The organism is Corallococcus sicarius, assembly GCF_003611735.1.
Lineage (GTDB): Bacteria > Myxococcota > Myxococcia > Myxococcales > Myxococcaceae > Corallococcus > Corallococcus sicarius.
The window spans coordinates 1-13,773 of sequence record NZ_RAWG01000028.1; the positions used below are offsets into that span (position 1 = coordinate 1).

The window sequence follows — 13,773 nt, forward strand, 5'->3', positions numbered from 1 at the left end:
GGCAGCTCCTGACCGAGCGCATGGAGCTTCTGGCGCTCCGAAAGCGCGTCCTGGACGAGCTGAGGCCCGCTTCCTCGGGAACGGGAACAAAGGCACCAATGCAACCGGTTTGAGTTCGCGTTTGTAAGAAAGCTCGACTTTGCGGTAGATCGGCCGGCTCGCCCAGGCCAAAGCACCTGATTTTCTTAAGGAGAAGTACCCGAATGCCGACGCAGAAGCCCTCCAAGGCATCCGTGAAGCCCACCAAGAAGAAGGTGGATCCGGTGATCCGCAAGAAGAAGGCACCGGACAGCCCTGTGGCGAAGGTGACGAAGGCTGCGGATGCCGAGGACAAGGAGCTGGTGGCGAAGGAAGCCCCCGCCGAGGCTACCGAGAAGATCAAGAAGAAGAAGGGTGTGGCCGCCCTCGCCGACGACGTGGACCCCGAGGAGGCCGCTGAAGAGGCTGCCGCCGCCGTCCAGGTCGACCCCGACGCCGTCGAGGACGACGTGGAGGAGGACCCGGTCGCCGAGCGCAAGGAAGTGAAGGACCTGCTCGCCGCCGGCCGCGAGAAGGGCTTCCTCACCTACGACGAGGTGAATGACGCCCTGCCCGCCGACATCGTGTCGTCCGATCAGATCGACGACGTGATGAGCATGTTCGGCGACAACGACATCGAGATCGTCGACGCGCAGAAGGCCGCGCAGTCCAACGAGATCAAGCCCACCGTCGCGGTCGAAGAAGAGAAGGAAGACCAGGACGAGGACGAGAAGGACGAGGACGACGAGCCGGGTGGCAAGTCGAACGACCCCGTCCGCCTCTACCTGCGCAAGATGGGCAGCGTCAGCCTCCTCACCCGCGAGGGCGAGGTGGAGATCGCCAAGCGCATCGAGGAGGGTGAGAAGGAAGTCCTGCGCGCCCTGCTCGCCTGCCGCGTCGCGGTGGCGGACATCCTCGACATCAGCAACCGCCTGAAGACGGGCAAGCTGCGCGTGCGCGACGTCATCAAGGACGCGCCCGAAGAGGCCCAGTCGGAGAACGCCGAAGAGGCCGTCGAAGAGGTCTCCGAGGCCGAGGCTCCCGCGCAGCTCGCCCAGAGCGAGCTGAACAAGATCGAGCAGATCTCCAAGCAGATCGAGCGCTTCCGCAAGTTCGCCAAGGACTGCGAAGTGCTGGAGGAGGAGCTCTCCGGGAAGAAGAAGCTCACGGAGGTGCGCAAGAAGGAGCTGAAGCAGGAGGTGAAGGACCTTCGGACCAAGATGATGGAGGTCCTGGAGGAGATGCGGCTGAACAAGAAGCAGGTGGACCGCATCGTCGTGAACCTCAAGGGCCTCATCGAGCGCGTGGAGAAGGCGGAGGAGGAGCTGGGCGACCTCGAGCGTCGCTACAGCGTCTCCATGAAGGACCTGCGCCCCCAGCTCAAGGAGTCGCGCGAGAACCCGAACATCGCCAAGAAGCTCCAGAAGCAGCTCAACTTCACCCCCGAGCAGCTGGAGATCCTGGACCGCGACGTGCGCACCGCCGTGCGGAAGATCAAGCGCGTGGAGGAGGAGGCGAACCTCCCGGTGGACGCCCTGCGCCGCAACTACGACGCCATCCGGCTGGGTGAGAAGCGGGCGGAGCGCGCGAAGAGCGAGCTGGTGGAGGCGAACCTGCGCCTCGTCGTCAGCATCGCGAAGAAGTACACGAACCGCGGCCTGCAGTTCCTGGACCTCATCCAGGAGGGCAACATCGGCCTGATGAAGGCGGTGGACAAGTTCGAGTACAAGCGCGGCTACAAGTTCTCGACGTACGCCACCTGGTGGATCCGTCAGGCCATCACCCGCGCCATCGCGGATCAGGCCCGCACCATCCGCATCCCGGTGCACATGATCGAGACCATCAACAAGCTCATCCGCACGAGCCGCTACCTCGTGCAGGAGATTGGCCGCGAGCCGACGCCGGAGGAGATCGCGGAGAAGATGGAGCTGCCGCTCGACAAGGTGCGCAAGGTCCTGAAGATCGCCAAGGAGCCCATCTCCCTGGAGACGCCCATCGGCGAGGAAGAGGACAGCCACCTGGGCGACTTCATCGAGGACAAGAGCCTCGTGTCGCCGGCGGACGCGGTCATCAACATGAACCTGGCCGAGCAGACGCGGAAGGTGCTCGCCACGCTCACGCCGCGCGAGGAGAAGGTCCTGCGCATGCGCTTCGGCATCGGCGAGAAGAGCGACCACACGCTGGAAGAGGTGGGCCAGGACTTCGAGGTGACGCGCGAGCGCATCCGTCAGATTGAAGCCAAGGCGCTGCGCAAGCTGCGTCACCCCAGCCGCTCCAAGCGCCTGCGCTCGTTCGTCGAGAGCTGACGCAAGCCGGCGGAAACATGCTGTCCTGAAGGCCCCCGCTCCCGCTTCGTGGACCGGGGGCCTTCTCGTTTCCAGGGCTTGAGCCCATGAGGTCGCCCGCGTGCCGCCGAAGAAGCCCGCCGCCGCTCCCCTGCCCTTCCACGAGAGCGTGATGCACCAGGTGCGCTCCATCCCCCGGGGCGAGGTGCGCTCGTACGCGCAGGTGGCGCTCTACGCGGGACGGCCCGGCGGGGCGCGCGGCGTGGGCCGGGAGCTGAAGCTGCTGCCGGGCACGCGCACGCAGGTGCCCTGGTGGCGTGTCATCCGCTCGGACGGGACGCTGGCGCCCCTGGTGGCGCACGAGCAGGCGCGCCGGCTGCGACTGGAGGGCGTCACCGTGGCGGAGCGCGGACAGGTGTTCCGCGTGGCGCTGAAGGACCGCGAGGACGGCTGACGCCAGGGCCTTGCCACGGGCGCGCGCGCGGGGAGATAGTCAGCCCGCGCCGCGCGATGAGGTCCGTCACGTCTGGCGTTGCAGACCGAGGGGGCCCTTAGCTCAGCGGTTAGAGCTGTCGGCTCATAACCGATTGGTCCCTGGTTCGAATCCAGGAGGGCCCACCTTCCTCTCCCTCGTCTGATGTCCCGGCCCACAGGAAGCGGAAGCTGCTCCGGGCACCCCATGAGACTGCCGATATTCCAGATTGATGCCTTCACCGACAGGGTGTTTGGCGGCAACCCGGCCGCGGTCTGCCCGTTGGCACATTGGCTGCCCGACACCGTGATGCAGCGAATCGCGATGGAGAACGCGGTCGCTGAAACCGCCTTCTTCGTCCCACGGGGGCAGGATTACGAGCTCCGCTGGTTCACTCCTGAGATCGAGATGGACTTGTGCGGGCACGCCACGCTGGCCGCCGCGCATGTGATTGCGCGGCATCTCGACCCGTCCGTCGAATCGATCCGGTTCCATTCGAACAGCGGCGAGCTGTTCGTCCGCATCGACGCGGAGTTCATCACCCTGGATTTCCCGTCGCGCAAGCCGGAGCCTGCGCAGGCTCCGGCGATCATCCTGGAGGCGTTCCATTTCAAGCCGACCGAAGTCCTGAAGTCCCGTGACTACGTCCTGGTGTTCGAGGACGAAGACACCATCCGGCGCCTCACTCCTGACCGGAACCTGCTCGACCGCATCAACCTCGACCCAGGCGGTGTTGTCGCAACCGCCAGGGGACGCGACGTCGATTTCGTATCGCGATACTTCACGCCTCAAGCCAGCATCTTCGAAGACCCTGTCACCGGCTCCGCGCATTGTTCGCTCGTGCCCTACTGGGCCGAAAAGCTGGGCAAGGAATCGATGGTCGCGATGCAGTTGTCGCCGCGAACCGGCACGCTGCACTGCCGGCAACAGAACGACCGGGTGCTGCTGGCCGGCAAGGCTGTCACGTATCTCGAAGGGCAACTGACGCTCCACCCCGACGCCGGGTGAAGCGGGGCAGGTAACGTCTCCTTGAAGGGATGCAGCGGGCCCGCAGGTTCACACTGCCGGGCTCGCAGGGTCGAAGGCTGCGTTCCACCCAGTCTGCGGCGAGCTTGCCGCCTTTGACCTGCCTCCACACCGCGCACAGGCGACACGTCCAGCAGGAACGCCCTGCTTGAGCAGCCCGGCCCCATCCACCCGCGCCGTCCCCTGCGTCCTCAGCGCCTCCACCGTCGCGGCCCAACAGAGGCGCTCCTTGCGTGGGCCCGCCTCCGTCCCCGTTTGAGGCGCGTTCAAGCGTGCGGGCAGCGTCCTCACGGAAATCTTGGGACGCGGCTTCGTCCCGTCCCTCTTTACCCACGAGAGCATGAGCAGCGGCCTGCGTCGACTCGCGCCTGGGGGCATCCCCCCAGGCGGGGTGCTTGTCCATTCCCATCGCAACCCAAGCTCAGGCGTCCCGAAGCCCTGCGGTTGTTGTTCCACTTTCGCCCTGTCCCAGCACGTTCGGGCAGGCGCGCCACGGTCCTGGAGTTCGTCATGCCGCCTCCGAAGGTTGATCCGCCGAAGCCGCGCATCCCCGTCACCCCGGTTCCGCCACCGAAGCCTTCCGTTGTCACGCCGGAGAAGAAGCGCGCGGCGGAGGCCAGAAAGACCGCCGACACGGCGCGCACGGAAGCGGCCAGGGCCCAGATCCAGGCCCAGCGGGACGACAAGAAGGCGAGGGCCGCCGAGCAGGTGAACAAGGAGGCCCAGAAGGAGAAGGCGGAGGCCGAGAAGGCGCTCACGAAGGCTCGCGGCCACCGCGAGTCGGACACGCCCCGCGATAACGGGCAGGCCCCCCGTCCGGGAGACACCGCGCGGCAGCAGCCGCCCGACCAGCGGGAGAGGGCCGCGGAGGACAAGGTCGCCCAGACGTCGGCCCGGGCCGCGGAGACCTCCCGGGATGCGCGGGGAGCTCGAGAGCAGGCGGAGACCTCCCAGCGTGAGGCCCTCAAGAAGGCGGATGCCGCGCTGAGCGCGCAGAAGGCGGCCAATACCGGGGCGAAGGCCGCCGGGCTCCGGGAGCCCTTTCCCAGGGCGAACGAGGTCCGCGACGTCTACGACGCGGGAAGCCTGGACACGAAGGCGCAGCAGCGGCTCTTCGGCGCCCGGACACCCGTGACGCCGTCGCAGGCCGCGAAGGCGGACGCCCAACGCGTCGCGGAGGCAACCCAGCGCAGCCCGCGCGAGGGCGCCGAGGAGCTGAGCCGCCAGCTGTCGCTCAGCACGGACCCGAAATACCAGGCCGCGCTCACCCGCGAGACCTCGCCGCAGACGGACCGGATGGTCGCCTCACTGAAGGATCCGAAGACGCGCCCGGAGGACGCGCGGGCCACGGTGAAGGAGCTGGCCCGAAGCGCCAGTCTGGGGGGCAAGGAGGCACGCAGCCGCATCGCCCAACAGTTCCACCAGCACGGCGTCTCGGCCGCGGACGTGGTCAACGCGGACTCGAAGGACGGCAAGGTGGCCGCGCTCGGCAATGAGCTGGCCCGCCAGCAGCTCCCTACAGAGCTCCAGCATACTCAGGGCTACAACTTCTCCCTCGAACGGGGCCCCGCGACGGTCGAAATCTCGAAGGAGGTCGACCAGCGGGTGAAGCGGGAGAACGGCTTCGTCACGGCGACCGTCGAGGCGGAGACCTCCCTCACCGTGGGAGGCCAAGTGTCGGTAGGGAAGGCGACCGTGGGAGCTGAACTGTCCGCAGGCCTGTCCCGTGGCGAGAAGATGTCCTACGAGTTCAAGGTGACGGAGGCGGACTACGAGCGCATCAAGAAGGGGGAGATTCCGCCTCCAAACCCGCTGGACCCGAGCACCCTCCCCGACAAGGGCTCGGTCAAGATCGAACAGTCCCAGCTGACCGGGACGTCCCTGGAGATGGGGGTGCGCTACCACGCCGTCGAACTGGGGACGCAGGACTCGACGAAGCACGGCAAGGGGACATCCATCGAGGTGTCCCGTGACAAGAACAAGGTCCAGGTCACCCAGGGACCCACCGAGTTCTTCGAGGGCGACCACGGGCCCTCCGTTGGCGTAGGGATTGGGGACTGGAGCGCCAAGGCCCACCTCGGGAGGAAGGACTCGCTGAGCGAGTACAAGCTGAGGACCGCGGAGTTCGATCTCGGCACGAAGGCGGGGAAGCAGGCCTTCGACAAGTACCAGGACAGTGGCCTGATCCCGGAGAAGCCCGTGCCGGGGGTCGACAAGACGCTGCGTATCGACAAGGTGAACTACGAATCGCAGGGCAAGCTGGGCGTCACCTTCAGCGTCGACGGGCCGCTGGAGTCCCAGGGCCTGACAGGCACGGGCGACGAACTGAAGGGCGGAGCCGAGGGCGGGGCCACACTCACCACGGGGAAGAACACCGCCGAGGCGGTCGTGGAGCACCGCCCGGATGGGACGCGCGCCGTCACCTTCCAGGCTGGGTACGGCGACACGAAGAGCACCGCGACGTTCAAGAGCGAGTTCGACAAGAACGGCAAGCCCATTCCAGGCAAGGACGAGTACGAGGTCACCCTCAATCCGCCGCAGCTCGACCGCGAGGCCCTGGTGTATGCGTGGACCGGGGACGCCGAGAAGGCCCGGCGCGCCAAGGAGTCGGGGGGCCCCGTCACAGTGAAGTTCACGGGCGACGACCTGGCGCGAATCCGCGAGCGGGCCCATGCGGAGACCCTGACGCGCCCCAAGGGCTTCAGCCCCCATGACTGGGATGTCAAGAGTGACATGGAGCTCATGCACAAGCTGATCGCGATCCCCTCCCATGACGTGGCGCTGGACTCGCTGGACCTGAACCACCTGGTGGAGCCTGGGAGCAAGCCGCTCCCCGGCACCATCCAGTGGTAGGGCCCGGCGCCTGAATCCCTTGCACGGACCTCATCGGGTCGGACCTGCGACATGCGGCTGCGGACGGGCCTCAGCCCCCGCCGCGCGGCCGCGCCCGCCCGGGTGTCGTCAGCTCCTGCGCGAGCGCTTCGCGCAGGATGCCCGCCAGTTGGGCCACGGTCTTGCTCGGCTCCCGTTCGGCCCTGAGCAGGTGCACCGGAATGCTCCCGAGCGCGGGCAGGCCCGAGGCGCCGGGCTCCAGCACGGCCAGCGTCTTCGGCAGGCCGAAGGCCGTTCGCAGCGTCACGCCCAACCCCGCCTCGGCCGCCGCCCACAGGCCCGCGAGGCTCGGGCTCGCGAACGCGATCCGCCAGGCGAGCCCCTTCCGGTCCAGGGCCGTCGTACAGGCCTCCCGGAACACGCAGGGCGCTTCGAAGGCGATGAGCGGCAGCGGCTGGCCGCGGCTTCCCGTCACCTGCCAGCCAGGCTGACCAATCCACACGAGCGGCAGCTCCGCGATGCGTTCACTGCAGCCGCGCGCCCCACCGCTCCAGGCCAGCGCGAGGTCCAGCTTGCCCGTCATCACGTGGTTGACGAGGTGGGCGTTGCGCTCGGTGCGCACCTCGATGCGCACCGCCGGATGCGCGCGCGCGAAGGTGCTGAGCACCCGGGGCAGCCAGGTTTCGGCGAAGTCCTGCGGCAACCCCAGGCGGACCTCGCCCTCCAACTCGCTGCCCCGCAAGCTGTCCACGGTCTGATCATTCAGCTCAAGAATGCGCCGCGCGCAGCCCAGCAGCACCTCTCCCGCCTCGGTCAGGACCAGCCCGCGCCCGGAGCGTTCCACCAGCGCGCGGCCCACCTGCTCCTCCAGTTTGCGCAGCTGGGAGCTCACCGCGGACGGTGAACGGCCCACCCGTGCGGCGGCCCGAGCGAAGCTGCCCAGTTCGAAGGCCGTCACGAACGTCCGCAAGACATCCATGTCCAGGTTGATCCGGGGGAGCATCGTTCGATTTCCTCGAACCCAGGCTTCCAGACTTCGGAATTTTCGGCAAGACGGGTCCGGGATACGACGCGTTTCATGCTGGCCTCTCCCGCCCCTCCTCGAAGCGTCAGGCTCCTGCCATGCGTTGTCGCCACGGTGGCCCTCTGGATGGTTTCGACGGCGGCGCACGCCCAGGCCCCCTCTGCATCCCAGTCCTGGCCGCTGCCCCAACCCGCGCCCATGCCGCCGCCCATCGAGGCGCCGCGTGACACGCCCTTCCCCGGCACCATCCGCTTGCACGTCGACGCCACCGACACGGCGCACAGTCTCTTCCGCGTCAAGCAAACCCTCCCGGTCGCGCCCGGAAGGCGGCTGACGCTGTTCTTCCCGCAGTGGCTTCCTGGGGACCATGGGCCCACCGGTCGGTTGGAAGGACTCGCGGGGCTGAAGGTCCAGGCCGGGAAGAGAGTCATTGCCTGGACCCGCGACGCCGTCCAGGTCGCGGCCTTCCACATCGACATCCCCGCCGGCGTGACGTCCATCGACGTGCACTCCCAGTTCCTGGGCGCCACGGAGCCGCGCGTGGGCCCGGTGGTGGCCACGGCCACGATGCTGGACCTGCAATGGCACAACCTGGTGCTGTATCCCGCAGGCCATTACGCCCGGCGCATCACCTATGTGGCCAGCGTGAAGCTGCCGCCTGGCTGGGAGTTCGCCTCGGCGCTGACCGTCGCCCGGCGGGACGGCGGTGAGGTCCGGTTCCAGCCGGTGACGCTGGACACGCTGGTCGACTCGCCTGTGATTGCCGGCCGTGCCTTCAAACGCATCCTCTTGAGCGATGATCCCGTCCCGGTCCACGTGAACATCGTCGCCGACGACGCCTCGGGGCTCGAACCACCTCCCGGATTCGTCCAGGGCTACCAGGCACTCGTGCAACAGGCCTACCGGCTCTTCGGCTCGCAACACTACGACCATTACGACCTGATGGTCTGGCTGGCGGACGGCTTCGGCCCCAGCTACTTCGAACACCTCCGCTCGGGTGAGAACGCCCTGCCCGCCGACTTCTTCACGACCTGGAAGGACAAACCCGAGCACCGTGGACGTCTGGCGCATGGGTTCGTCCATTCGTGGAACGGCCTGTTCCGCCGCCCCGCGGAGATGTGGACGCCGGACTTCAACACGCCGGAGCGCGACTCACTGCTCTGGGTCTTCGAGGGATTGACGTCCTACTGGCAGGACGTGCTCACCACCCGGGCAGGGTTGTGGACGCGGGAGGACGCGCTCGACGACTGGGCCACGACCGCGGCGGCCATGGCCAACCGACCCGGCCGGCGCTGGCGCCCGCTCCGGGATGTGACCCACGACGCCGTCGTGCAGCGCCGCAAGCCGCTCTCCTGGCAGGGCTGGCAGCGCGACATGTTCGACGCCTACTCCGAGGGCGCGTTGATCTGGCTGGAGGCCGACACGCTGATCCGGCAGCGCAGTGGCGGCCGCAAGTCGCTGGATGACTTCGCACGCGCGTTCTTCGGCGTCCGCGCGGGCAGCCAGGTGACGATGACGTACACGCTGGAAGACATCGTCACCACGCTCAATGACATCCAGCCCCATGACTGGTCAGGCTTCTTCCGCTCCCGGATTGAAGAGACCCGCGACGCTCCGCCCTTGGGTGGAATCACGCAAGGCGGCTACACGCTCGCCTGGAGCGAGGAACCCACGGGCGCCGTCCGGCGGGCCGAGGCGGCGAGCGGGAACGTGGACCTCGGCGACTGCCTCGGCATGACGCTCGCGAAGGACGGCAAGGTGCTCCGGGTGGATTGGGAGAGGCCTGCCTTCAAGGTGGGCCTGCTGCCCGGCGCGGTGGTGACGGCCGTGAACGGGAGCCCCTACGACGCGCAAGGACTGAAGGACGCCGTCAAGGCCACCGCGAAACAAGCGCCCTTGCGGCTCTCCTGGCGCCAGGGCACGGCCACCCGTTCCGCCCTCATTCCCTGGCATGAGGGGCTGCGCTACCCCCGGCTTCGGCGGGTCGAGGGCACACCGGCGATCCTGGATGAAATCCTGGCGCCACGCGACTGACACCCCTGCTTGCGGGCAAGCGGTATCGCTCCGGCCTGTGCGGCCAGCCAGGGTCTGCCTCGCTTCACCAGGCGTCGGGGGGGATTGGGCCCGGGCTGTGGACGCGTCGAACTTCTCGCCCGTCCCCACCCGCACGCGGATATCGCGCCCGGCGGCACCTTCACACGGCGGTCACCGGCGCGACCTGGCGTCCAGGACCACCTGGCCGTCCTTCATCACGAACCGCACCTGCTTCAGCGCGCTGATGTCCTTCAGCGGGTCGCCCTCCACCGCGAGCAGGTCCGCGAGCTTGTTCGGCTCGAGCGAGCCAATCTGGTCCTGCACGCGCAGCAACTCCGCCGCGTTCACTGTCGCAGCGCGCAGGATCTCCACGGGCTTGAGGCCCGCCTCGGCATAGGCGATGAACCCCTTCACGCTGGCCTGCCCTCGCGTCAGCCCTGGCAGCACGATGTACATGTCCGAGCCGGCGGCAACCCGAATGCCAGCGCCCACAGCGCGGCGGAGGCGGTCATGGGCCCGGGTGATGTTCCTCCTGCAGCGCTCCTTCATCTGGCGCTGGCGTTCCGCGTTGCCCGCCTTGGCATCGAAGGAGTCGCACACATCCAACCAGCTGTCGGTGGGCACCAGGAAGATGCGCTTGCGGACCATGAGCGCCACCACGTCATCGGGGAGGGAGTAGCCGTGCTCGATGGAGTCGACGCCTGCCTGGACCGCGGTGCGAATGCTCTCGTCGAGTGTGGTGTGCGCCGCCACCGGCCGATTCCTACGGTGAGCCTCCTCGGTAATGACCTTCAGCTCCTCCAACGAGAGGAGGTTGTGCCCGTTGTCGACGATGACCTTGATGCAATCCGCACCGTCGGAAATGGCCTGCCGCACGGCGCGCCGGGCCTCTTCCACGCCGGAGATGGTGACGTACTCCTGCTCGATGAGGGGCTGAGCCGGGGGTTGAAGCGTGGGGAACTGCCCGCCATGAGGAGCGAGCGCGCGGGTGCAGGCGGAGATGCGCGGGCCCTGCACCCAACCGCGCTGGATGGCGTTGCGCAGCGCCACGTCCCCGTTGAGCCCGGAGTTGCCAACGTCGCGCACCGTTGTGACACCCGCCTCGAGCATCTCACGGCCCAGCTTCGCGCCCAGGAGCGCGCGCTCGGCGGTGCTGCTCTGGGCGAGGGTGGTGAGCATGCCGTCCCCCCCGAGCTCCGGGTCGACATCCAGCAGCAGGTGCGAATGAGCGTCAATCAGCCCAGGAAGCAGGGTGACGTCGCCCAGGTCCAATAGCCGTGTCCCCGAGGGGATGGAGAGGCCAGAGCCCACTGCCTGGATTCTCGACCCTTCGATGAGCACGACCGCATCCGGCAGGACTCTGTCTCGCTTCCCATCGAAGAGCCTCGCGGCACGCAGGGCGATGCGTGTGGGCTTCTCAGCGGAGGGCTCCAGGCCCCATGACGGAAGGGGAAGGCTCCAAAGGAGGAGCGTGCCAATGACAGTCGTCAACAGCCGTCGGGAACGGTAGGGCACGGTGCGGCTCCTGAAAGAGGCGGTGCAGCTTGCGGACGCACACTCGGACACGGGCTGCTGGCACGCAACCAGACCCGCCTCCCGCCGGCACAGTGCCGGCAAGAAGCGGTCGCGGCACGGACGTCAGTCGTTGACCCAGCAGAACCACTTGTTGAAAGGGACATCCTGGCAGTAGCACTCCCCCTGAGCGCCATTGGCCCACTGACAGCCTCTCGACGTGTCATAGACACAGTTGCGGGTCTGGAGCGTCTCACAGCTGTCGATAAGCGCCGCGGAGTCCTGACCGAGCGACTCTCCGCTCTCGGTACCCTCCGTCACTTCCGCCGCCACTTCCGTGCCACCACAGCCCATCCCGAAGATGGAGACGACGGCGAACATCGCGAGCCCACGAAGAAACATGTGACACTCCTTTTCGCTGGTGAGGTGCTGATGCAACAGCGTACGAGAGTGTCGGTCAAGACTTACCAGAAACCCGCGATGTCACTGAAAAGCTCCGCACGGAGCGGTCTCAGCGTTTGAGATTGCGGAACGGATTGTTGAACGGCTCCGGGCCCTTCTTGAGCGGAGGGGCAGGGCCCGGTCCGGCTTCACCCCTCGTGCGGAGGAAGCCGGGCCGCTATCCTCTCCCGTGTTTCCGGCGGCCGGCCGGGTGTCACGGGAGAGGCGACGCATGCGGTGGATTCGGGGTTCGTGGTTGGCACTCTCCCTGGTCGCGGGAGGCTGCGCACCGATCGACCTCGGCGTCTTCAGCCCCCAGCCCAAGGCCCTCTCCCGCGTCGTCCCCGAACCGCCAGGCGCCGCGTGCGCGCGGGGCGGACAGGCCGTGCGCACGGGCCTGGACGTCAACGGCGACGACACGCTGGGCGACGACGAGGTCACCAGCACCGAGTACCTCTGCGCCGGCACGGTGCTGGTGCGAACCGAAACGCTCGCCCCCGGTGACGCGTGCCCCACGGGCGGGCAGGTGACGAAGGCGGGGCAGGACCTGGACGGCGACGGCGTGCTGGCCGACGCCGAGGTCACCCGCGAGCTCACGGCCTGCACGCGCGTCGCGCCCGTCCTCACGCGGCTGCGGCCGGTGAGCTGGACCCCCTCGTGCTCCAGCGGCGCGACGATGCTGGAGGCCGGCGAGGACGTGGACGGCAACGGCGCGCTCAATGACGCGGAGGTCCAGGCCTCCTACGGCTTCTGCATGGTGGACAGCACCCGGGTCCGCTCCGCGGTCCACCCCGAGCCGGCCGGGGGACGGTGTGGCCAGGCCGGTGCGCGCGTGGACGCCTGGCCGGACATGAACGACGACGGCCAGCGCCAGCCCGACACGGAGCCCCTCACCACGCTCACCGTGTGCCAGCCCACGCGCGTGCATGATGGCGACTACCTGGTGGGGAGCGCGGCGGACCTCGCCGCCCTCCAGGGAGTCACCCGCGTGGACGGCGACCTGGTCATCACCAGCGAGACCCTGGACGTCCTCGGCCTGCCGGAGCTGATCGTCGTCATGGGGGTCGTGCGCGTCACGAACAGTCCGCGGCTGGCCCACGTGTCGCTCCCCCACCTGCGGTTCGCCCGGAGCGTCGAGCTGCAGCAGAACCCCGCCCTGGAGACGGTCTCCATCGGGAGGACGGGCGGGCCTCCGGTCTTCGTTGACGAGGACGTCGTCGTGGACGGCGCGCCGAAGCTCGCCTCGCTTGAAGGCCTGACGCCGCTGAATCCGCGACGGCACCTGCGGGTGCTGAATCTCCCCCAGTTGCAGACCCTGTCCTTCCCCCACATCACCCACCTGTCCCTGAACCTCACCGTGCAGGGAAACGACGCGCTGCGGTCCATGTCCCTGCCGAACCTCGTCTTCGCCACGACTGTCTGGGTGACCCACAACGCGGCGCTGGAGTCACTCTCCGGGCTGGCCACGTTGCAAAGCGCCGATCAGCTGCTGATCGGCGCCCTGCCCGCGCTGACCTCGCTGTCGGGCCTGGACGGCCTCACGTTCCTCCGGGAGCTCATCGTGGCGGAGTGCGCCGGACTCAAGGCGGTGACCATCCCCCACCTCACCCGGGTGGAGCAGTTGGGCATCCAGGACAATCCCTCACTGGAGTCCGTGAGCGGCATGCCGCGGCTCCAGGTGTCCTGGCTGATGCGGCTGTCCGGCAACGCCGTGCTCCACGAGCTGAAGGACCTGTCCTCCATCAGCGCCATGCACACACTGGATATCTCCCGGAACCCGGCGCTCAAGGACCTGAGCGCGCTGGGAAGACTGGTGCGGCTGGAACAACTCGGCGTCTACCAGAACATCCTGCTGGAGGACCTGTCCGGACTGGCCGGGCTGCGCGAGGTGGCGAGCCTGACGGTGGCGCACAACCCGGCCCTGCGAAACCTGGGCATGGAGGCCCTGGTGTCGACGACAGAATTTTTCGACGTGCGGAGCAACCCCCTGCTGCCCACCTGCCAGGCCCAGCGGCTGGCGGACCGCGTCCATACGGGGGCGCCGCCCTCCCGGATCATCGACGACAACGACGACCAGGCCACCTGCCTCAACCCGTAGCGGTCGTCGCCCTCCCAGTTCGCCCCGGACC

9 protein-coding genes and 1 tRNA gene are annotated in these 13,773 nt (G+C 68.0%); 7 read left to right on the forward strand and 3 right to left on the reverse strand.

Going from position 1 to position 13,773, the window contains the following annotated elements; all coding sequences use genetic code 11:
* The first annotated feature begins 203 nt into the window (after positions 1-203).
* The 5 genes from rpoD (at position 204) to D7X12_RS06435 (ending at position 6,654) form a co-directional block, all read left to right on the forward strand.
* Positions 204-2,324: an RNA polymerase sigma factor RpoD gene (gene rpoD / locus D7X12_RS06415; RefSeq protein ID WP_120624377.1), complete on the forward strand. Its 2,121-nt coding sequence runs from the start codon at positions 204-206 to the stop codon at positions 2,322-2,324.
* A 100-nt stretch (positions 2,325-2,424) separates the two neighbouring features.
* On the forward strand, positions 2,425-2,757 hold the full coding sequence (locus D7X12_RS06420; RefSeq protein ID WP_120624378.1) for an MGMT family protein: 333 nt from the start codon (positions 2,425-2,427) through the stop codon (positions 2,755-2,757).
* Positions 2,758-2,848: 91 nt separating this feature from the next.
* A tRNA-Ile gene (locus D7X12_RS06425) sits at positions 2,849-2,921 on the forward strand.
* Positions 2,922-2,982: 61 nt separating this feature from the next.
* On the forward strand, positions 2,983-3,783 hold the full coding sequence (locus tag D7X12_RS06430) for a PhzF family phenazine biosynthesis protein (RefSeq protein WP_120624379.1): 801 nt from the start codon (positions 2,983-2,985) through the stop codon (positions 3,781-3,783).
* Between the two features lie 528 nt (positions 3,784-4,311).
* Positions 4,312-6,654, forward strand: a complete 2,343-nt coding sequence (locus D7X12_RS06435) for a hypothetical protein (RefSeq protein WP_120624380.1) — start codon at positions 4,312-4,314, stop codon at positions 6,652-6,654.
* Positions 6,655-6,724: 70 nt separating this feature from the next.
* Here the strand turns inward: D7X12_RS06435 and D7X12_RS06440 are convergent, their stop codons facing one another.
* Positions 6,725-7,636: a LysR substrate-binding domain-containing protein gene (locus D7X12_RS06440; protein WP_120624381.1), complete on the reverse strand. Its 912-nt coding sequence runs from the start codon at positions 7,634-7,636 to the stop codon at positions 6,725-6,727.
* A 147-nt stretch (positions 7,637-7,783) separates the two neighbouring features.
* Here D7X12_RS06440 and D7X12_RS06445 point away from each other — a divergent pair, with 147 nt between their 5' ends.
* A complete protein-coding gene (locus tag D7X12_RS06445) occupies positions 7,784-9,691 on the forward strand; it encodes a M61 family metallopeptidase (RefSeq protein ID WP_158619982.1) in 1,908 nt (635 codons plus the stop codon).
* A 171-nt stretch (positions 9,692-9,862) separates the two neighbouring features.
* Here the strand turns inward: D7X12_RS06445 and D7X12_RS06450 are convergent, their stop codons facing one another.
* Together D7X12_RS06450 and D7X12_RS06455 are read right to left on the reverse strand one after the other, a co-directional pair.
* Positions 9,863-11,206: an amidohydrolase family protein gene (locus D7X12_RS06450; RefSeq protein WP_120624383.1), complete on the reverse strand. Its 1,344-nt coding sequence runs from the start codon at positions 11,204-11,206 to the stop codon at positions 9,863-9,865.
* Between the two features lie 123 nt (positions 11,207-11,329).
* Positions 11,330-11,605 carry a hypothetical protein gene (locus tag D7X12_RS06455; protein ID WP_120624384.1) on the reverse strand — a complete coding sequence of 92 codons (276 nt, stop codon included), beginning with the start codon at positions 11,603-11,605 and terminating at the stop codon, positions 11,330-11,332.
* Positions 11,606-11,900: 295 nt separating this feature from the next.
* Between D7X12_RS06455 and D7X12_RS06460 the strand changes: the two genes are divergently transcribed.
* Positions 11,901-13,742 carry a leucine-rich repeat domain-containing protein gene (locus D7X12_RS06460; RefSeq protein ID WP_120624385.1) on the forward strand — a complete coding sequence of 614 codons (1,842 nt, stop codon included), beginning with the start codon at positions 11,901-11,903 and terminating at the stop codon, positions 13,740-13,742.
* Positions 13,743-13,773: the final 31 nt, after the last annotated feature.